Origin of the sequence: Bacillus sp. F19, assembly GCA_023823795.1 — a bacterium.
In the GTDB taxonomy this organism is placed as follows: domain Bacteria; phylum Bacillota; class Bacilli; order Bacillales; family Bacillaceae; genus Bacillus_P.
The window spans coordinates 1,753,909-1,775,015 of the sequence record CP085710.1; the positions used below are offsets into that span (position 1 = coordinate 1,753,909).

Here is a 21,107-nt window from a genome sequence, read left to right on the forward strand (position 1 = left end):
ACAAAGCTGCACCAGCTGATAATCTTTAAATTGAACTTTTTGAAAATAAACTTCTCAGTTTCGCTAATAAATCTGGAAACCTCCTGACTTATTGATGCCTGCAAAAACGATACCATTTCTTCTGGTTGAATAATTTATAAAACGAGAGGAAATATAAGGGAAAGTACGATCGTGAAGCGTGGTGGAAATCGTGAACAAGATGTATAAGCAGAATGGCAAACCAAAACAGTCGATGGCTGAAATCATTACTTGCTTCAAGGCCTCGTCTGATTTTGTCCAATATGAGCACAATGCAAAAGAGATTACATTCTGGGTGTCTTACATTCGGACAGTTGCAGATCCGCAGCTTTTGCATGAGAGCATATTAGCTCCTCTGCTCAAGGAGAAATGGAATACTCTTCATCAACTGAAAGAAATTGTACCAATTGAAGAAATCATTTTCACGATTGACACGGATATTGTTTCGGAGAAATTGCTGGATGGCTATGTCATTATTTCATTCTCTGAATATGGAAGTCCATGTGCATTATTAAGAGCTACATTGAATAAAGCAAGGGACATCTCACTGCCAGAAGTTGAATTCAGTGTAGTAGGTCCGAAAGAAGCATTTGTAGAAGCGATTGAATTTAATATCAATTTGATTCGTAAAAGAATACAAGTGCCGCAGCTGCGAATAAAAGAAATGCAAATTGGTGATTTGTCCAAAACAAAAGTTGCTGTTCTTTATATTGACAGCATAGCAGATGAAGAAAATGTAAACACGATCACGCAGCGGTTAAGAGATATTACGTATGATCAAATAGGGGACAGCGGCTATGTGGCCCAATTCATTTCGGATAATCATAATTCTCCTTTTCCTCAGGTGCTTGATTCTGAACGCCCTGACAGGATAGCTGCTGTGCTCGCAGAAGGAAAAGTAGCTGTTATTGTTGATGGATCGCCGCAGATCTTAATTGGACCGACAACTCTAGTAGAATTTTTCTCATCCTTCGAAGATTATTATTTAAATTGGGTTCTAGCATCTTTTTTCAGGCTGATCAGAGTGTTTGCTGTAGCGTTTTCCATTCTGGTTACGCCAGTATATGTAGCGACGCTGACGTATCATTTTGAATTAATTCCAAAGGATTTGCTGAACACGCTTGTAACATCCAGGCGTGAAATTCCTTTGCCTCCTATTTTGGAAGCACTGTTTTTGGAGCTTACGATTGAGCTGCTGCGTGAAGCTGGAGCACGATTGCCGACAAAAGTCGGACAGACAATCGGTATCGTAGGCGGGATTGTTATTGGAACGGCATCAGTTGAAGCGGGACTGACCAGTAACGTGCTGCTGATCATCGTGGCTTTGTCTGCACTTGCATCCTTTACGACTCCGGTTTACAAGATGGGTAATACGATTCGTCTGCTGAGATTTCCATTTTTAATTTTCGCCCAACTCTATGGTCTTCTTGGCATTGTTTTGTGTTTTTGTTTTTTAACTACTCATCTCTTGAGGCTGACATCTCTTGGAAGGCCCTTTTTGGTGCCGATCTATCCGCCCCGGAGCAGGGACCTCAAAGATGCGATTATCCGATTCCCTTTCACTACATTAAACAAAAGGCCTATGGCCCTGCGGACGAAACAGCCCGATAAATTTTCTGCAAAAAAAGCCAGACAGAAGCATGATATAGATGAATAGCAGATCGTGAGGTGTCCAGATGAAAAAGATAGCAGAACGATATCAAGTCTCCCATTTTCTTGCGTTTTTTCTTATTCACTCCCTTCAGTTTGGTGTGGGAGTACTTGGCTTTCAGCGCTTTATTTCGATGGACTCCGGTCATGATGCATGGATTACGGTCCTTGCTTCAGGAGTCATTGTTCAAATCTCAATCTTTTTAATTTATCAGATCTTAAAGGATCAAGAGGGAAACATCATTGATATTCATAAAAAGATTTTTGGGAAGTGGATCGGCAATGGCTTAAATGGCATTGTCATTCTTTACTTTACGTGTCTTGCTTTTAACGTCCTCCGAACCTATATAGAAGTCATACAAGTGTGGATGTTTCCGGATTTGAAAGTCTGGATGTACAGCTTTATTTTTCTAGTTCTTGTCTACTACATCTTAAATGGAGGGTTTCGGGTAGTAGCAGGGATTTGCTTTTTCGGTGTAGTTCTCCCCGGGTACCTGTTGTTTACATATCTGTTCACACTGAAATTTGCGAATTATAATAACCTAATGCCATTTTTTGATCATTCCATCAGTGATCTTTTGAAAAGCACGAAGAATATGTCGCTGTCAACCCTGGGTTTTGAAGCACTGTTTATGTACTATCCTTTTCTGAAAAATCCTGAAAAATCAAAAAAGTGGGCACACATGGGTGCAGCCTATACAACTTTCTTCTATTTGATCATTATGCTGTTCAGCATTGTTTATTTTAGTGAAGAGCAGCTTCAGAAAAACGCATGGGCAACATTGACTATGTGGAAAATTGTCGAGATGCCTTTTGTGGAAAGGTTTGAATATATCGGGATCGCAACCTGGAACCTCGTCATCCTCCCGAACGTCTGTTTAACCCTCTGGTGTGCAAGCAGAGGCATAAAACAAATTGTTAAGATAAAACAGAAATATACAATCTTGATTGTCCTCCCCGTCTGTTATGCAGCTGTAAATTTTATTAAAGATCGTGACCAGATTAATTCTATAAATAATTTTCTTGGCGAGGTAGGTTTCTATTTCTTTATAGCTTACATTCCGTTGATGTATTTACTCACTTTAATTTACCGAAAATGGAAAGGAGGGCGTAAGGTTGAAACGTAAAATGATCGTCTTTCTCATTCCGCTGCTTTTGACAGGCTGTTTAGAAAAAGAAATATTGGACGATGTCAATATTATTACAGTAATAGGCTATGACATGGAAAACTCCGATCAAATAAAAGGGACCGTTGTCATACCGGTATATACGAAGGATGCACCTGTAGAAAGTGAAATCATTGAAGACACCTCGTCCTTAGAAGTGAGCAAAGACATTTTAACTCACCTTCAGCGTAAATCATCTGACCCTCTTGTTCTGGGGAAAACTACAGTCGTCATCTATTCAGAGGAAATTGCTGAAAAAGGACTGACAAAACTGGTTGATACTCTTGAGAGAGATCCAAGTGTTGGATCGAGAGTCTATTTGACAGTTGGCAGAGAGAGTGCAAATTCCATTATGAAGGCTAAATTTGGGATCAGAGGAGCGGCTGAATATATCTCAAACCTGATCCGTCACAATATTGAAAACAGAGATATCCCAAAAACGAACCTCCACATTTTTCTGTATGACTTGTATGCACAGGACAGTGACCCCTTTTTGCCTATTTTGAAAAAGGCGGAAGGTGATATAGTTGTACTTGATGGACTTGCGTTATTTAAAGGTGACAAGATGGTCAGCGAAATACCAAATGAAAAGCTGATTTTCTTTAAACTGATTGCTGATAAATATACAGAAGGAACCTATGCACTTAAACTGCCGAAAAAGGAACAGGTGGCGATTAAAACGATTTCCTCGGACCGCAAAATAGAAGTAAATAAGAAAGATCCATCAAAATTAACCATTAAGGTGAAAATCAGCGGGATTGTTCAGCAGTATACCGGAAACATAATCACACCTAAAATCAAAAATGGAATGGAAAAAGCGTTTGAAAAAGAGATAATAAAAGAATCTAAACAAATGATCGAACAATTTAAAGAGCTGGACATTGATCCGCTTGGAATTCAAGATTTAATAGAAAGCCAAGTTAGAGGCTTTGGGAAAAAAGAATGGAAAGAGACCTATCCAAAATTAAACGTAGAGATTAAACCTGAGGTTATGATTACTGAAACGGGAGTTATTGAGTAGGGATAAACAATTATAAAAACAAATTTTAAAATAATTCAAAGACTTGTCTCATATCCTTTTAGAAAGTTCTTCCCCAAGGAGTGAGTCAGCATGAATTCTTTTTTCAAAGGAACCCTTTTATTGATCGTTGCCGCTTTTTTCAGTGAATGCATCGAATTCTTCGTCAATATGATCCTCGCCAGAGAGCTTGGAGAAGAAGGGATGGGCAGGTATATGTCCATATTGCCTGTCATATTTTTAGTTGCTGTTCTTGCAAGTCTTGAACTGCCGATTTCCATTTCAAAATACATCGCTGAAAACAAACGGATCCTGCACTACAGTATGCTGCGCCACGCCCTGCAGATGACAATAGTTGTTACCCTTGCTGTACTTCTGGCAAGCGTCGTCCTTTTTTCAGCTACATCTTTGCTTGAGGGATTTCATCCGATTGTAAAATGGCTGATTATTGGCCTAATTCCCATTGCGTCGTTTTCTTCGATTGCGAGAGGATATTTTATGGGTATTCAGCAGATGGGCAAGATTGCGTTTTCTAATTTTTTAAGAAAAGCTGTGCAATTCGGTGTGCTGCTGCTCATTTTCACCATTTTTCAATTTGATCAAAATGCTTTGCTGATTGCGCTCTGTGCTTTTATAGGCAGTGAACTGATCGTATTTGTCTATTTGATCAGTATGTTTTTGGTACATATGCATGCACTGAAAAATGAGAACAACACATTTACAACCGGTAAACATGCAAGGCAAAAGCTGCTGTCTGTATCCCTTCCGACTACAGGCCTGAGAATTTTTCATGCCATTACGAATGCGATACAGCCTTTTTTGATCCAAACAGCCCTAATTACTGCAGGGTTCGGAACGGTTGCTGCAACTGAGCATTTTGGCATGCTGACTGGAGTGGCGATGACAATTGGCTTCTTTCCAGCATTTATCGCCCATTCCTTAATGATCATGCTGATTCCAAACGTTTCTGATTCATACTCAAAGCAGGATACGAAGACGCTGCGGGTTCTGCTGCAGCAATCGATGTCTTTTACGATGCTTTACGGTATACCGGCCGTTTTTATTATTTATCTCTTTGCAGAACCGCTGACATCTCTGTTTTTCTCATCTGATCAGGCAGCCTTTTATCTGAAGCTTCTGTGGCCATACTTTTTGTTTCATTTTTTCGTCATTCCCATGCAGGCTTATTTAATTGGACTTGGTCTTGTAAAAGATGCTTTTTACCATACTGTCTGGTCGCATATTGTCTCGTTTAGCATGATGTTTTTGCTTGGTTCACAGCCCTCGCTGCAAATGGCTGGGATTATTCTTGGCATGAATACAGGCATTGTGTTATTAACGCTCATGCATTATGTGACAATCTGCCAGAAAATCGGGATTACACTGTGGCTTACAGAGCGCAGAGACAGTGTTTACCGATGATTCTGAAAGATTGCAATACATTTGCTAGTTTGATAATAAGAAAAAAGATTGAAAAAGCACTTGTCCCGCTGTAAAATACGAAGATAACTTCATACGTTTTCCTTATATAATCATGGAGATATGGTCCATAAGTTTCTACCTGGCAGCCTTAAAGTGCCGGACTATAAGGAGAGTACGAACAGGTTGTCTGACGCAGAGGTCATTGTTCAAGCTTTCTTTATAAAGTCTTGAACAGAGGCCTCTTTTTTTATTTATTTTTAGATGTCAGACATCTGACCGCGCTAATCATGATTGGAAAACGAACTGATGACTTTAATAGATGGGGGCATTCATTTGACTATTTTATATGGAATCTTATCTCTTGCAGGTATATTATTTCTTGGCTGGCTTTTAAGCAGCAATCGCAAAAGCATTCCCTGGAAAACAATCGGCATTGGATTATTGCTTGAAGCTGCTTTAATTTTATTTGTCATGAAAGTGAAAGCGGGAGAGATGATCTTAGAGAAAGCGGCATTTGCTGTTCAAAAAATCATTGATTTCAGCAGCGAAGGCATTGAATTTGTGTTTGGCGGTTTTTATGGTGAAGGTTCAAACATCACATTTGTTTTTGCGATAAATGTACTTGCTGTCATTATCTTTATTTCTGCACTTATATCCGCACTTTATTATTTGAGAATTATTCCTTTTGTTGTAAGAATTATTGGTTTATCGATTGGGAAACTCCTTGGAACAACCAAGGTTGAAACGTTCAGTGCTGTCGGAAATTCCTTTTTAGGACTAGTTGAAGCACCGCTGCTGGTGCGTCCGTATTTGAAGGATTTAACACGATCCGAATTATTTGCGGTTATGGTAGGAGGCACGGCTTCTGCCAGCGGGGCGATACTTGTAGGGTATTCACTGATGGGAATCGACATGAAATATCTTCTTATCTCCGTTTTCAGCGTTCCTTTTGTTTCATTGATCATCGCCAAATTGCTTGAGCCTGAAACAGAGGTTTCCAAAACAAATGACAATGTTGCCATGGAAAAAACAAAGCATGCGAATGTATTTGAAGCGATTGCTGAAGGAGCCGTAAGCGGTGTAACTCTCGCTTTGAACATTGGAGGTCTGCTGATTGCATTTATTAGCATCCTCGCCTTGATCAATGGAGGACTTGGTCTGATCGGAACGGACTTGTCCACAATCTTTGGATATGTGTTTTACCCATTTGCTATCATGATCGGGATTCCGTTTGAGGATGCTTTCAAAGCAGCTTCTATTATCGGAACGAAATTATCAGTCAATGAATTTGTTGCATATCTTGACTTAAGTAAAATGATTGATGAGTTAGCTCCTAAAACAGTAGCCATTCTATCGATTACTCTTTGTAACTTTGCCAATCTGTCTTCCATCGGCCAGCTGATCGTAGGTTTAGGATCACTTGAGCCGACGAAGCGTTCCCTTGTATCAAAACTTGGATTAAAAGCGATAATAGGCGGAACATTAGCAAGTTTTATTACAGCAGTATTAGTAGGAATGTTTATGTAGGAGAGAAAAGCACCTTGCTTAAGGTGCTTTTTCTTATTTTCTTTTTCATGAAAATGACATTTATGGAAACACTGAAAGAACTACCTGGCATCGGAGTTGTTTGACATGTTTTTTAAGCAAAAGCAGACAGGGGACAGCATACTGCCTCCTTCGGTTCAAGAAGTAAGAGATAGACTGACAAACACGATGTCCAGTAATCCGGATCTGACCGCACCAGACAAGTCCCTGATTTCAATGTCGACCTTAAGATGGAAGCGAGGCTGCTTGAAGTATCTGAAGAACTGGTTTCAGACCAGCAAATTACGACGAAGGTTTTAGAAAAGGCCATCAAACACACGATCAATTCAGAAACAAAGAAATTAATAGAGATTTTAAAGGGAAAAGGATCAGATCCTGCCGGTTTCGGTATAACGTACAAGAGTACATTCGATAAAAGTGATCTTTCCAAGGAGCAATGGAGGATCCTTACCAGAAGATGACCTTAACAACTGTCATAAAAGTTTCAGTCATAAGCATAGGTGTAATGGATTAAAGAAGAATAGATCCCGCTTCTTTTTTTGATGGACAATTTCTAAATAAGCGCCTGCAGAGCGTAAATTAAATTGTATCTTAAAAAGACGGGAGGTAATCAAATGGGGATAAAAACCATCAAGATTTCTGTTCTATACTTGGCTCTAGGTCTTCTGCTCAGTCTTTATATGTCGATTGCTGATGATTATACGCTCACTCCAGTTCACGTCCATATTAATTTACTCGGATGGACGACACTTACGATTGCCGGAATTTTATATTATTTATTCCCTGAGTTAACGGATCATTTTTTGGCAAAGGCTCACTTTTGGCTTCATAATATCGGACTGCCGCTAATGATGATTGGCCTTGTATTTACTGTTTCGGGAACGAACAGACTCTTGCTGCTTACAATCATCGGATCATTCGCAACGGTGATCGGCCTTTTATTTTTTGTGTATAATGTTTTGGTGAATTTAAAGTAGAAAAAGAAGAAGGAAGCATTCTGGAATGCTTCCTTTTCAGTTAAGCTATTGTAATTTAAAAATTTTGCTCGTTTGATGGCAAGCAGATCGCCTAACTCCATGGTCCAAAAAAGTCAGACCCGGACTTTTCTGTCGAATCCTTATCTGCCTTTTGGAGCGGGCCTTTGCGCTTGCACTTATCTTAATTCTTATAGGTGAATTCCTGATATTTGCCGGTACCACTGCACTGCAGGCACTTTTTCGCAAGGGGAATGAAGGGATTCGTTCTGATTTTGCCTGCTCCGCTGCAATGTCTGCAAATGACGACTAGTGCCATCTACATGTCCTCCTCTCAAAATAGAAAAGCTGACTTCTGCTTCTATTTTGGGGATAAAACGGTGTTTTTATACTTTTTTTGCAGATCCATCAAGCCATTCTTCTCTAAGCATGCACATCTTGATGGAGTCGTAATAGGAACCTTTGTAATATCTGCACTTGCGGATTCTGCCTTCCTCTCTCATACCTGTTTTTTCAGCCGCTCTGATCATTCTTGTATTTCCTGACCAGGTTGTTAAACCGATTCGAATCAGCTTATATTTATCGAACAAATGCTGAATCCAAAGCTTCAAGGCTTCCGTGCCGTCACCTCTATGCCAATTAGCCGGCTGATAAATAACAATGCCAACTTCAAGCCAGTTTGATGGCTGATGTTCCCAGTAGCAGGTTACTCCCGGTAGGTACAATGACAAGAAAAATTTTGAAAAACAAAAAAAGAAAGAAATGAAAGATCCGAATCCGAACAAGCTCTACATAGAAGTAGAGCAGCAGTTAATCGTCATGAAAGGGGGCATCCATTTTTTCCATTCAGGCTCTGTCTGTCCATTTATAAACTCCCATAATAATGGGATATCCTCAGGTTTTAATCTTCTCAATGTCACTTTTTTCTCATGAAGCATCCTATAACCAACTCCTTTATTAAGATTTTCTGTATCTTTTAATGGATTCCTTTTCCTTAATAGTTATTATTTGTGAAGAGTGAAGGAAACCATTTCTTTTTCCCTAAACTGATTGAATTCTCTTTAAAGCATCAGGAATAAAAGATTTCTTCAACCATAAGTAGGGTGCTATGAAACTAGATTTACAAAACTGACATTCAGTCTTAACAATCATATTAAATAGGCTTAAACTGCTCTTTTCAATCATGAATTATATTGAAGATGAAGGAAAAAAACACATTGGAGAAGAAATTTGGAAATGAGAAAAACTGTCATTGGACTATTTCTTGTTATGATGGGACTGGTTTAATTGAGGGACAGGCTCCCGGGAAAGCTGGGTATCCTGAAACAGGAGATCATGTCAGGGACGCGATTGCTGCCGGGCATTCCGATGTGTGTACGATTGAACTTAATGGAGCAGAGGAGTGTAGGGAAGAGAGCCTTGCCGGAATCCCTACTAAGACCGGTTACGATCGTGATGAATGGCCGATGGCTATGTGCGAAGAAGGAGTGGCAGGTGCATCAGTCTGTTATGTCACTCCATCTGATAATCGCGGAGCAGGCGCATGGGTCGGCAATCAGTTCGAGGATTATCCTGACGGCACAAGGGTTTTATTTATCACTGACTGAATTTCGTGATGGAGTGTGAGTAAATGAAGCAAATAAAAAGAAAAGATGAAATTCTTGTATCCTATCAGCAAATAATCATTTCTAATATTGGCATCAGTCCCCCGCATTTTGAATGGACGGCGCAGGATTACAAAAAAGGATATGCTGCCGATGAATATGCGGTTTCATTTGCTGCATTGTCCAATTCATCTGCAGACATTCAAGTTGTACAAGATCAGCCCGAGCAGCTGAATTCCAAACCTGAATTTACATGCAAAGTACCGTTTCGTGTCGTAAATGGCGCTGTTGAAATCAAAAGTATTTTATCAAAAAAATTAGTCTGTGAAATTCCGGCTGGAGACTACTATATAACCTTTTTGGCTATACCACTTGAAGAAAAAACAAAAAATGGGCTTTACCGCGTCAAATATATATTCCAATTTTCAAAGGCTGGTTTATGATCAGTCTTTTTTTTACGTTCTTAATGATAATTATTATTAAATAAAAATAATAATAATTTTTAATTGAGTTTTGCGTACGTTTTGGTATAATGAGACATATACTGATTCGACAAAGCGGATTTATAGGGGTTTGCTGCTGTTCATCAGCAGTATTTATATTTTTATAATGCTTAATGAAGATGATTATTTTTCTCAATTAGGGAGGTATACCATGTTTGTAAATGAAAATGTACTTCATCGTGAACATGATGAGAATACAAAATTTGATAGACTAAAAGAATACGGGGAATTGATTGCTGCCATTGTCTCTGGAATCCTTATTTTGATAGGATGGGCCATTCAAACAAATCAGGGGGACTCAGCTGCAGCAGCCGCTTTATTTATATCAGCTTTTTTAATCGGCGGATATGCGAAAGCAAAAGAAGGAATTGAGGAAACACTTGAAGAGAGAAAGCTGAATGTAGAATTGCTGATGGTCTTTGCAGCCATTGGTTCAGGAATCATTGGATATTGGATTGAAGGCGCCATTTTAATCTTTATTTTTGCATTAAGCGGGGCGCTTGAAACCTTTACACTGAACAAAAGCCAGCGTGAGCTTTCGGCACTGATGGAGCTTCAGCCCGAGGAGGCTTCCCTGTTTAAAGATGGCAAAGAAATAAGAGTTCATGTCTCTTCGCTTGAGATTGGAGACTTGATTGCTGTAAGGCCAGGTGAACGAATTCCGACAGACGGTGAAATTGCATCTGGAACAACAAGTATTGATCAGGCAGCAATAACAGGTGAATCCATCCCTGTTGAGAAAAAGGCGGAGGACACTGTTTTCGCCGGCACAGTCAATATTAATGGTTCTATAACAGTAAAAGTAACAAAAAACAGCGATGAAACCCTTTTTCAGAAGATTATTAAGCTCGTTCAATCTGCTCAGTCAGAAAAGTCGCCCTCACAGCAATTTATTGAGAAGTTTGAAGGAACTTATGTAAAAGGTGTATTAATTGCCGTTGCATTGATGATGGTTTTGCCGCATTATCTGCTGGGGTGGAGCTTCAATGAGAGCTTCTACCGCGCGATGGTTCTGATGGTGGTGGCCTCGCCATGCGCCCTGGTCGCATCCATAACGCCTGCGACTCTGTCAGCCATCTCTAATGGTGCAAGAAATGGCCTGCTATTCAAGGGCGGAGTTCATTTAGAGAGGTTAAGCAAGCTGAAGGTGATCGCTTTCGACAAAACAGGGACGCTCACAAAAGGGGAACCTGTTGTGACAGATGTGAAAATCAGCAAACATGCAGATGAAGCTGAAGTGTTCAGAGCGGTGCTGTCAATTGAAAAGCAGTCCAATCATCCGCTTGCAAAGGCGATCGTAAGCTATATCGAAAAGAAATATCCCTCTCTTCATCCCGAAATGCTGGATGTACAGGAGCAATCAGGTTTTGGTGTAACGGCCAAATGGAAGAGTGAAATGTGGAGTGTAGGAAAGCCCGTCGCGGAAAATGAGGAAGAGAACCAAATGACGGCATTTGGCTTAGAGAGGGCACATGAGGGAAAAACCATTGTTTATGTGAAAAATGAGAACGGGATCGCAGCCGTTCTGAGCCTTCAGGATGTGCTAAGAACGGATGCCGTTCAAGCGATTGATGAGCTCAAAAAAGCGGGAATTCACACGGTAATGCTGACAGGGGATAATGAGTCCACCGCACAATCCGTGGCAAGTGCTGCAAGAGTAGACCAATTTATTTCGGAATGCCTGCCTGATGATAAAGTGGCAGAAGTGAAGAAACTTGGAAAGAAGTACGGTCATACAGCAATGATCGGGGATGGCATTAATGATGCCCCAGCACTGGCTGCGGCGAGTGTCGGAATTGCCATGGGCGAAGGGACGGATGTTGCCCTTGAAACGGCGGATGTTGTCCTGATGAAAAATGATTTGACCAAACTGAAAAAAGCCATTGAAGTTTCTAGAAAAATGGATAAGATTGTGAAACAGAATATTATTTTCTCAATGTCAGTCATTGCACTGCTGATTTGCTCGAATTTCCTGCAGGTGCTCGATTTGCCGCTTGGTGTCATTGGACATGAAGGAAGCACGATCCTTGTTATCCTGAATGGACTGCGGTTATTAAGATAAAAAAATGGACGAAAGGGATCTTTCGTCCATTTTTCTATGTCGTTCTTTCCCCTGTGGATTCTTCATCAGGTCTTTTACTCACAATCACATAAGCTGCAGTAATACAAATGAAGCCTATGATCCACCCGATCAGTGAGCTATAGTAAAACCAATCTGTTAATTGAATAAAAATAAAAGGTGATGCAAAACCGATTATACATAAGATGAGGACTATATTTCGTTTCATGACTTTCAGCAATGCCAACATCTCCTTAAGTAGGTAAAGAACGAATTCCCATATTCATTATACCTAAAATGAAAACACTTGGAAAATCAAGATTTCCTTTTTTGGAAAAAAGTGCAGCTAGGTGTTTGGGAGGTTTCTATTCAAAATATGAAACCTGAATAGTGTCTGATAAATTTGAAATAGAGCCCGAAAAAAAGTGAGGAGTGCCCGATAAACAAAGTTACGAAGGATAAAACCCTAAGAGTACCTGATAAAAAATCCTTTTACCTCTTCCGTCACCCGGTATATAAAAAATCCCTTGGCGTTCAGAGAAAAGGGACCCCAAAAAATAAAAATAAAAAATTCACATCATCTAAGTTCAGCTTATATCCGCTGCTCATAAAATGAAATATAAGTAAGTTAATGATGTGGAGGGGATGAAAACAAGCCAAGGACAAATAAGATAAGCCTGGTCAAAAAAGAAGTCACTCCTTTCAAGGAAGAATCTCTTTTTTATACCAGATAATAGGAATTGCCTATATGACTAAGTAAAAAAATGATAAGATGAAAACAGCTATCAGTTCTTTAGGGAAAGTACGGTGATCATGTTGAGCAAACTCATTCCGCTGGGGTATCTCAGTGCAATCATTTTTGTTTTATCCGGCATTCTTTATTTTTTTGCTTCCAATTGGAGCGGTTTTGAACGATTGGAAAAGGTGGGTCTTGCAATTGGTATGATGGTTTTATTTTACGGAGCAAGCTTTTTGAGCGGAAAGATTTTGTCCAATCGGGAGGCTCTCCCAAAATGGCTGCTTGTCGGCGGGACAATCTCTTTCGGTGCTGCTGCAGCTCTGATCGGGCAAATATATAATTCGCATGCTGACAGTTATCTATTATTTTTCATCTGGATGGTGCCTTCGATTGCTCTCGCTGTTATTACGCGATATCAGCCCTTTGCCATTCTTAGCTATGGGCTATTGCTGCTTTCATATTGGTTTTACATGTTTCCGACAAGTGTATCCATCAATCGTTCAGAATTTGAAGAATGGCTCATTTATCTTGGCATGGTGCTCCTTAATGCCACTATATTTGGCTTAGCTTATTTCTTAAAGCTAAAACCTCTGGAATATGCAGCTTTTACAGTCATTCATCTCTTTTTGATCATCATGTCATTTTACGAGGTGTTTGAACCTTATAGTTCCTGGATGAACATCGTGTACTTGTGTGTCATTATTCTTAGCTACTTCCTGTTTATGAAAAAAGACAGCCATCATAAGCTGACAATTATTACCTTTGTGATGCTGGGCGTTTTTGCCCTTTCTAAATATGCAGAACTCAGCATAAGACTAGCGGGTAAAATCGGACCATACAGCTTTTATTTGTTTTCCATTCTTGGGACATTGCTCTTTTTGGGGGGCGGTATTTACCTTGCAGTCCGTGTAACGAGGATAGCGCCTGATGACTCTCTGATGTACAAAGTGTTTAAAAATATTCTGATTGTGATAATAACCTTCACTTCGTCTCTCTTGCTTTCGTTCAGCCTGGGCGGATTATTGTTCCTTATCTTTCAGTCAGAATATAGCCTTGCGGTGTTAAGTCTTCTATTCATAGGCACAGCCGTTTTTTGGAAAAATCTCTATACAGCTGCACGGTACACCTTATTTATTACAGGGATTTTAACAGCATTAGGAGTTCTTTTCATGCTTAATGCCGGCACAGCCATTCTCTTTATTGCGGTCAGTTTTGTGATGATCCTGATCGAACGGGAAAAATTTCTTCAGTTTCTCGCCTATACTTTTATGCTTGCGAGCTTCATCAGCCTATTTTCTGTGCACTTACAATGGATGGAGCATTTCCGTCTTGTTTTAGCCCTCTTATCCATTGCTCAATTCTTGCTGATGCTAGTGCCGATTGATAGAGTGAGACAGCTGAGCAGCTTCTGCCTCTTTTACGGCTTCCTGCTTCTTTATCCGGCCGCCTTCTGGGGTACAGATTGGCAGGAAACGCTTGTCTATCAGATTCTGTATTTTGGACTTAGCGCAGTCATGCTTGCCCTTTATCATAAAAGAGATTGCCTTGTGAAGAGAAATATAACCTGGGTATTTTTTATCCTCTTTTTCATCGGCCTGTATTACGATTTTGCCTGGAAGCTGCTTCACAAATCGCTGACCTTCCTGCTCCTTGGCCTGCTGATTTTTGCAGCAGTGAGATACTTTGATAAAGAAAAACCTGCAGGAGGAAACGTTTTTACAAACAGAACCTGGGCTTTGATAGCAGGAGTATTTACCCTTCAGCTTGCTTTTACAGGTTACCAGAGCTTTTTAAATGAAAAAGCGCTGGATGAAGGGAAAGTAGTTGTGCTTGAACTTGAACCCCTTGATCCAAGGTCAATGCTTCAGGGAGATTATGTACAGCTGAGATATGAAGCCGGAAGATACGAACCGGAAGATGGCGTTAAAACCGGATCTGTCATCACTGTTAAAGTTAAAAAAGACAGCAAGGGGATTTACAGGCCGACTGGAGAAACGGCAAAAGGAAGAGCAGCGGAAGCTTTCAAAGAGCCCGAAGCGGACGAAGCCTATCTGACTGGAAAATACAATGGCTATGACGGTATCATTCTTGGAATCGAATCCTTTTTTGTAGAAGAGGGAACAGGGATGGAACTGGAACGAAATGCAAAATATGCAAAAGTGATTGTCTCTGATGAAGGCAATGCCCTGCTTGTAGATGTGAAAAGCGATTTATCTTCGCTGAAATAAAAAAAATCCATCCGCTGCTGGATGGATTTTTTCTATAAATTAGAATTTTAGTATCTGTCTGCTCTAAACAGGCGACTCTGCAATTTGATTCGTTCGCCAGTTTAACGAGTATATCCTGACCAGACTTTCGGAAACTCAATACCGGAACAGTTAGTGAAGTTTCGTTTCGTTCAGCTGAATTTCTTTTGTTTGGACGGAGGATTGATCATTAAGCAGGATGAATTCCTTCTTTTGCAGTCATTATGAAATTTCCTTATCTTCTTTCAAGTGTTTCAGAACCTTCTCATTTTCAGAAATTAAATCAGCTGTAAGCTGGCCAGACAGAGTAACCATTGGTACTCCGCCGCCCGGATGGGTGGACCCTCCTACAAAATAAAGATTTTCAAGCATGCTGCTTCTGCTCGGAATTTTGAATCCGCCATTTTTCTTGCGGTCGGCGGCAACACCGTAGATGGATCCCCCATTGGATCCGTACAGGCGCTCTAAATCATTAGGCGTAAAGGTGTATTCGAACTCGATATGGTTTCTTAAATCAGGAATTCCCATGCGCTCAAGCTTTGATAAGATGAGCTCGCGGTATGTTTCCTTTCTGAATTCCCAGTTTTCCCCCTCTTTTAGAGGTGGAACATGAGTCAGTACAAACAGATTTTCTTTTCCTTCAGGAGCCTGTGCTGAGTCTGATTTTGATGAGATGCCGACATACACAGTCGGATCATCAGCAAGCTTGCCTTCACCAAAAATCTGCTGAAACTCCTTCTCAGGATTTTCTGAGAAAAAGAAGTTGTGATGCGCAAGGTTATCATATGTTTGGTTGACGCCGAGCAGCATCACAAGACCTGATACAGTTGGTTCAAACTTTTGCAGCTCATCTATTTTCTGGTGCGATTGGGTGTTTTCTTTTAAAAGAGTGCGATACGCTGGAATTGCCTCGAGATTGGATACAACAAGATCTGCTTCAAGAATTCTTCCATTCAGAAGCTCAACACCGGAAGCTTTTTTCCCATTTGTGAGAATGCGCTCCACTTTTGTATTGAGCATGATTTCTGCCCCGAGCTCATGAAGAAGTTTATTCATGGCAAGAGCAATTTTATACATGCCTCCCTCGACATAATGAACGCCAAGTCCAAGCTGCACATGGGTGAGCTGAGACAGGACAGCAGGTGCATGATAGGGGGAAGAGCCTATATACATAATCAGGAAGTTGAAGAGCTGCCTGATTTTTTTATTTTTAAAGTGTTTTCTGGTGACGCCATCCATTGATTTCAATGGTTCCATCTGCAGCAGTTCTTTCACACTGTGCAGGGAACGAAGATCGTTAAGTCCCGAAAGGCTTTTACTGTAAAAGCTCTTCATGCTGTATTCATACATTTTACTGCAATACTGCAAGTAATCAAAGAATCCGTTTGCATCTTCCTCTGAAACTTTCTTTAATTCCACAAGCATAGCGGGCAAATCGCTTGTTAAATCAATCGTTGTTCCGTCTTCATAGAATGTTCTCCAGCCGGGCTCGACTCTTTTAATGGTGAGATAATCCGCAAGGGTGCGGCCTGCACTTTTAAACAATTTTTCAAGCACCCACGGCATCGTTAGGATGGAAGGTCCCGTATCAAACGTGTAGCCGAGTCCGCCGCGCATGTTTAATTTGCCGCCAACGCGCACTCCTTTTTCAACAACTGTTACCTCATATCCGTCTGCGCAAAGTCTGATAGCTGCAGAGAGGCCACCCAATCCGCCTCCAATGATAATCACTTTTTTTTTCAAAAGAATGCCTCCTTATGAGATTTTTATTCATGTCTAAACTGCTAAATAGGTGTACTTAGCAATCCATTCTGCCCTTTTGGATTTTTTCTATAATCAGAAAAGCGGAACTGTGATTTTATCAACTTAAAACGAAAATCACTGATTGGAAACTTCTCACTGGCTGCAGCTGGTGCTTTGTTTATTCTTCATTATTCAGAACACGCCTGCGGCTGGCATTATTAATGTCCTGTACGCTTTTGCGTTTAATATTCCGTTATAATGATTCAGCGCTAAAACCGCGTCAGGCAAAAACGGGTTCTGCAAAAGCAATCTGCAAAAAAAGACGGATGTATTTCCGAAGAAGTCCATCAGCCTTCTTTAAGTTCTGATAAATTTGGCGTATGATAGAGAGGACTTATGCAGATAAAGGAGAGAGGGTCCATGCAAAAAGAAAGATTAACGAAGCTTACTGACTGGCTGAAGCAGCAGGATACAGATGCTGCGTTTATTTCATCAACTGAAAACATTTTCTACTTAACAAACTTTCACACAAATCCCCATGAGAGATTAATGGGTTTATTTATTTTTAAAGAAGAAGAGCCGTTTTTCATTTGCCCTGGAATGGAAGTTTCACAGGCGAAAGCTGCAGGTTTTGACGGAGAAATTATCGGATATGCCGATCATGAAAATCCATGGGACAAAGTAAATGCAGCCATCGTAAAAAGAGGGAAGCAGGACGTTAAAAAAGCAGCTGTTGAAAAAGATCTTCTTTCTTTTGCCCGCGCTCTGCAGCTTCAAAACATTCTGACTGAGGCAGAACTTGTTTCAGCGGAGGAGATCATGAATCAATTGCGTCTGATCAAAGACGACAAAGAGCTTGAGATAATAAAGCAGGCAGCAGAGCTTGCAGATTTTGGCGTTGAGGTAGGCGTTCATGCTCTGCAATCAGGCATCAGCGAAATGGACGTTCTTGCAAAAATTGAATATGAACTAAAACGAAAAGGTATTCGTGAAATGTCCTTTTCTACAATGGTTCTGTTCGGAGAAAAATCAGGACAGCCCCATGGCAATCCTGGCTTGACTGCATTAAAATCAGGGGACTTCGTTTTATTTGATCTTGGCGTCGTGCTTGATGGCTACTGCTCAGATATTACGCGTACGTTTGCGTATCAATCGATCAATGATAAGCAAAAAGAAATCTATGATACAGTGCTAAAAGCTCAATTAAAAGCGCTGGATGCAAGTAAACCAGGCACTAAAATCGGAGAATTGGATCAAATCGCACGGGATGTCATCTCACATGCAGGCTACGGCGATTTCTTCCCGCATCGATTGGGACACGGCCTTGGCATTAGCGTGCACGAATTCCCGTCGATGAGCCATACGAATAATGACCTGCTTCAGGAAGGCATGGTTTATACAATTGAGCCAGGCATTTACATCCCTGAAATCGGCGGCGTCCGCATTGAAGATGACGTGTATATTACAAATATTGGGCATGAAACACTGACAAAATTTCCGAAAGAGCTTCAGATCATCAAATAGTGGGAAAAATAAATAGAGCAGCATTGAATCAAACCGCACATTCGAGCTATCGTGCGGTTTGATTTTTTGATGAATAAAAGGGGAAAAAGAAAATGAAAAAATGGTTCCTGCTGATTTTAGTGGCCTTTTTGTTAACGGGATGTTCAGAAACAGCGAATGATGAGACACCTGCTGCTGAAACTGAAAAGAAGAATATATCCTCAAAAGAAGAGAGTCCATCTGAGGAAGCAGTTCCGGCTGAATCCGAAATAGAAGCAGATTCTGAGAATGAGAATTTCATTCCTGCCAAGGTAGTCAGGGTCATCGACGGAGACACAGTCAAGGTCCTTGTGAATGGGAAAGAAGAGACGCTGCGCCTGCTGCTCGTTGACACACCGGAAACCGTTCATCCAAACAAACCTGTGCAGCCGTATGGACCTGAAGCAAGCAGCTTTGCAAAAAGCACTCTTTCAGGCAAAGAGGTGGAGCTTGAGCTTGATGTTGGAGAACGTGATAAATATGGAAGGCTCTTAGTCTATCTTCACGCTGACGGCAAGATGTTCAATAAACTTCTTATCGAAAAAGGACTTGCGCGTGTGGGGTATGTTTATGCCCCGAATACAAAGCATGTAGATGAGTTTTATGAGCTTCAAAAAGCTGCTCAGAAAAAGGAGATTGGCATCTGGAGCATAGAAAATTATGCCACAGAGGACGAAGGCTTTAATGACGCGGAAAAAAAATCGGAACAAACAGAAGCCTGCACAATCAAAGGGAATATTTCTTCATCAGGAGACAAGATTTATCATCTGCCTGAAGGGCAATATTATGATGCAACAAAGGAAGAAGAAATGTTCTGTTCCGAGGATGAAGCGGCCAATGCGGGATACAGAGCCTCTAAAAGATAAAGCGGGGGAACGGCTTTGGTTCATGTCCAAGTCTGCCGAATAAGTAGCCCTGAACATAATCAATGCCGATATCCATTAATAACTCATATTATTCTTCTTTATCCACACCCACGACGAGCACGTGAACATCAATTTGCGCCATAAATTATGCCAAGCTTGTTGGTGCATTCCATATTTGAAGGAAGACTTGAAACCAAATCGCATGCTGATTTGGTTTTTTTGTGCTGTTTCAGGAGAAATCTAGAAAAAAGTGCGTCAAAGAGGTGGAATGAGCAGAAAAATGGCCTTCACCTTAAAAAAAGTGCGTCAAAACGGGTGAATGGAGCAGAAAAATCGTCTCCACCTAGAAAAAAGTGCGTCAAAGAGGTGGAATGGAGCAGAAAAATGGCACTCACCCTGAAAAAAGTGCGTCAAAATGGGTGAATGGAGCAGAAAAATCGTCTCCACCTAGAAAAAAGTGCGTCAAAGAGGAGGAATGGAGCAGAAAAATGGCCTTCACCCTGAAAAAAGTGCGTCAAAATGGGTGAATGGAGCAGAAAAATCGTCTCCACCTAGAAAAAAGTGCGTCAAAACAGGTAAATGAGGCCATTAACACAAATGAGAAATGCACATGATTATTCTGTTAAAAGAGCCTGAACAGAACACATGTGCACGGTTAATCTATATTTTAGTCGTTATATGTAATTAGGGTAGGTTATTTTGATTCAGCCCGTCTTTGGACACTTAAACAACGTAAGCCCTGCCTCTCATACGTCCTTGCGGTTCCAAGCCCGCGCCAGCTAGTGTAAGTGTAAATCTCAGATGTGCCCGAATCATTGCCTCTAAGCTTTATTTACCCGATCTTTCAGGTGTTAAAACGTCTGGTAAAGAGTTTATCTTTTTTGAATGGTGCGAACTCTCAAAATAACAAATCGGATGAGAAATCCGGTCAGCAATCCTGGAATAAGGGAAAGCATCGGCAGCCAGATCGGTCCGAAGAGTACTCCGAACAGCTTGAGTTTTGGAGAGTACATTAACCCGACTGTGACAAAATAAGCACCGAATGCAAAAGGCAAAAAGGACAGTGGAGGTGCGGGACCATCCGCATTTTTGTATGCATCATACATCGCAAACATGTAAATGCAAGGATAAAACATAAGCCATCCGAATTCAACCGTTTGAATGGCCGCATCAATTTCACCTAAAAAACTAAGCATGATGACCTGACCTGAAGTGACTGCACGTATTAATCAGCAGTTCCAGGGATATAAACAGGATTCCTTTAATCAGCTGGCGGTTCAGAAGCTGTCCAAACCCAGGGAATGCAATGCTCCACAACAGGACTTCTAGTTTACTTGTTTTCACATACGTACCTGCCTATCAGGATTCGTGTGATTTCCATATGAACGAATCAATCTTATGTTATTTTTTGTAAAAATCCCGAAGAACATACTACAAATTTAAGGGATGCCAAACATACAGAAAAAAGTTCTGAATTTCTGCTACTTTAATGATCGTTTCCTTGTATAACGTATACGAAAGGAGGTGATCAGCATGGCAGAAACAATCATTCTTGATTCACAGCTTCGCCTTGTATTCGATATGGGGATGGATGAAAAAGGAGAACAGGTATATAAATACAAGAATTACAACAACGTGAAAACATCAGCAACCGCTGAACAGCTGCTGCAGGCAGCATCCGCAATTACAGATCTGCAAACACAAACCTTATCTCATGTAGAACGAAACGATTCTCATCAGGTAACAGCTTAATCACTAAAACATGCAGGAAAGGAGGGAGTATAAATGGCGAAAACGCTGGAGCTTCAATTTTTAAATGAAGAGGGCAAGCAGGTGAAAATCAACATCGATTCTCCAAAAGAACCGATTGTTGAGAGTGATGTGTCAAATGCAATGGACCTTATCTTAGCTTCAAATGCTTTTACATCTCCGGGCGGAGACATTATCAGCAAAAAAGGAGCACGTATTGTTGAAAGAAATTTAACAGATCTTACAATCGGATAAAGCTAATG

General features: G+C 40.7%; 19 protein-coding genes, 2 pseudogenes and 1 riboswitch. Of the genes and pseudogenes, 16 read left to right on the forward strand and 5 right to left on the reverse strand.

All coding sequences use genetic code 11. The features are described from left to right. Positions 1-199: 199 nt before the first annotated feature. The 7 genes from LIT25_08855 (at position 200) to LIT25_08885 (ending at position 7,796) form a co-directional block, all read left to right on the forward strand. On the forward strand, positions 200-1,675 hold the full coding sequence (locus LIT25_08855; protein USK36215.1) for a spore germination protein: 1,476 nt from the start codon (positions 200-202) through the stop codon (positions 1,673-1,675). 19 nt (positions 1,676-1,694) lie between these two features. Continuing rightward, the gene (locus tag LIT25_08860; protein ID USK35382.1) at positions 1,695-2,795 is read left to right on the forward strand and encodes a spore germination protein; all 1,101 of its coding nucleotides are present in this window, start codon (positions 1,695-1,697) and stop codon (positions 2,793-2,795) included. After that, complete coding sequence (locus LIT25_08865) at positions 2,785-3,855, forward strand: Ger(x)C family spore germination protein (protein USK35383.1); 1,071 nt, start codon at positions 2,785-2,787, stop codon at positions 3,853-3,855. The genes LIT25_08860 and LIT25_08865 overlap by 11 nt, the downstream gene beginning before the upstream one ends. A gap of 90 nt (positions 3,856-3,945) precedes the next feature. After that, positions 3,946-5,274, forward strand: a complete 1,329-nt coding sequence (locus LIT25_08870) for a polysaccharide biosynthesis protein (GenBank protein USK35384.1) — start codon at positions 3,946-3,948, stop codon at positions 5,272-5,274. 82 nt (positions 5,275-5,356) lie between these two features. Beyond that, positions 5,357-5,458: riboswitch (purine riboswitch) on the forward strand. A gap of 149 nt (positions 5,459-5,607) precedes the next feature. Beyond that, positions 5,608-6,801: a NupC/NupG family nucleoside CNT transporter gene (locus LIT25_08875; GenBank protein USK35385.1), complete on the forward strand. Its 1,194-nt coding sequence runs from the start codon at positions 5,608-5,610 to the stop codon at positions 6,799-6,801. 248 nt (positions 6,802-7,049) lie between these two features. Then, positions 7,050-7,280: a Ger(x)C family spore germination C-terminal domain-containing protein gene (locus LIT25_08880; protein ID USK35386.1), complete on the forward strand. Its 231-nt coding sequence runs from the start codon at positions 7,050-7,052 to the stop codon at positions 7,278-7,280. Between the two features lie 153 nt (positions 7,281-7,433). Beyond that, entirely contained in the window at positions 7,434-7,796 is a 363-nt protein-coding gene (locus tag LIT25_08885) for a cbb3-type cytochrome c oxidase subunit I (GenBank protein ID USK35387.1), read from the forward strand. A gap of 383 nt (positions 7,797-8,179) precedes the next feature. Here the strand turns inward: LIT25_08885 and LIT25_08890 are convergent, their stop codons facing one another. Further along, positions 8,180-8,524 (reverse strand): GNAT family N-acetyltransferase, encoded by a 345-nt coding sequence (locus tag LIT25_08890; GenBank protein USK35388.1) that lies wholly within the window; start codon positions 8,522-8,524, stop codon positions 8,180-8,182. Between the two features lie 57 nt (positions 8,525-8,581). After that, a complete protein-coding gene (locus LIT25_08895; GenBank protein USK35389.1) occupies positions 8,582-8,731 on the reverse strand; it encodes a hypothetical protein in 150 nt (49 codons plus the stop codon). Between the two features lie 378 nt (positions 8,732-9,109). Here LIT25_08895 and LIT25_08900 point away from each other — a divergent pair. The 3 genes and pseudogenes from LIT25_08900 to cadA all read left to right on the forward strand — a co-directional run bounded on the left by LIT25_08900 (position 9,110) and on the right by cadA (position 11,962). Further along, a pseudogene (locus tag LIT25_08900) lies at positions 9,110-9,400 on the forward strand (sporulation protein). A gap of 23 nt (positions 9,401-9,423) precedes the next feature. Then, complete coding sequence (locus LIT25_08905; protein ID USK35390.1) at positions 9,424-9,840, forward strand: competence protein ComJ; 417 nt, start codon at positions 9,424-9,426, stop codon at positions 9,838-9,840. 211 nt (positions 9,841-10,051) lie between these two features. Next, positions 10,052-11,962 (forward strand): cadmium-translocating P-type ATPase, encoded by a 1,911-nt coding sequence (cadA, locus tag LIT25_08910; GenBank protein USK35391.1) that lies wholly within the window; start codon positions 10,052-10,054, stop codon positions 11,960-11,962. A 34-nt stretch (positions 11,963-11,996) separates the two neighbouring features. Here cadA and LIT25_08915 read toward each other — a convergent pair whose 3' ends face one another. Continuing rightward, positions 11,997-12,200 (reverse strand): hypothetical protein, encoded by a 204-nt coding sequence (locus LIT25_08915; GenBank protein ID USK35392.1) that lies wholly within the window; start codon positions 12,198-12,200, stop codon positions 11,997-11,999. A gap of 572 nt (positions 12,201-12,772) precedes the next feature. Here LIT25_08915 and LIT25_08920 point away from each other — a divergent pair. Then, entirely contained in the window at positions 12,773-14,926 is a 2,154-nt protein-coding gene (locus LIT25_08920) for a GDYXXLXY domain-containing protein (GenBank protein ID USK35393.1), read from the forward strand. Between the two features lie 240 nt (positions 14,927-15,166). Here the strand turns inward: LIT25_08920 and crtI are convergent, their stop codons facing one another. After that, the gene (gene crtI / locus LIT25_08925) at positions 15,167-16,687 is read right to left on the reverse strand and encodes a phytoene desaturase (protein USK35394.1); all 1,521 of its coding nucleotides are present in this window, start codon (positions 16,685-16,687) and stop codon (positions 15,167-15,169) included. A gap of 420 nt (positions 16,688-17,107) precedes the next feature. Between crtI and LIT25_08930 the strand changes: the two genes are divergently transcribed. The 3 genes from LIT25_08930 to LIT25_08940 all read left to right on the forward strand — a co-directional run bounded on the left by LIT25_08930 (position 17,108) and on the right by LIT25_08940 (position 19,622). Then, positions 17,108-18,211: a Xaa-Pro peptidase family protein gene (locus LIT25_08930; GenBank protein ID USK35395.1), complete on the forward strand. Its 1,104-nt coding sequence runs from the start codon at positions 17,108-17,110 to the stop codon at positions 18,209-18,211. A gap of 92 nt (positions 18,212-18,303) precedes the next feature. Further along, positions 18,304-19,095: a thermonuclease family protein gene (locus LIT25_08935; GenBank protein ID USK35396.1), complete on the forward strand. Its 792-nt coding sequence runs from the start codon at positions 18,304-18,306 to the stop codon at positions 19,093-19,095. 371 nt (positions 19,096-19,466) lie between these two features. Further along, positions 19,467-19,622: a hypothetical protein gene (locus tag LIT25_08940; protein USK35397.1), complete on the forward strand. Its 156-nt coding sequence runs from the start codon at positions 19,467-19,469 to the stop codon at positions 19,620-19,622. A 345-nt stretch (positions 19,623-19,967) separates the two neighbouring features. Here LIT25_08940 and LIT25_08945 read toward each other — a convergent pair. Beyond that, positions 19,968-20,439: pseudogene (locus LIT25_08945) on the reverse strand (hypothetical protein). A gap of 189 nt (positions 20,440-20,628) precedes the next feature. Between LIT25_08945 and LIT25_08950 the strand changes: the two are divergent. Together LIT25_08950 and LIT25_08955 are read left to right on the forward strand one after the other, a co-directional pair. Then, the gene (locus LIT25_08950) at positions 20,629-20,847 is read left to right on the forward strand and encodes a DUF1659 domain-containing protein (protein ID USK35398.1); all 219 of its coding nucleotides are present in this window, start codon (positions 20,629-20,631) and stop codon (positions 20,845-20,847) included. Positions 20,848-20,880: 33 nt separating this feature from the next. Then, positions 20,881-21,099 carry a DUF2922 domain-containing protein gene (locus LIT25_08955; GenBank protein ID USK35399.1) on the forward strand — a complete coding sequence of 73 codons (219 nt, stop codon included), beginning with the start codon at positions 20,881-20,883 and terminating at the stop codon, positions 21,097-21,099. The last annotated feature ends 8 nt before the right edge of the window (positions 21,100-21,107 follow it).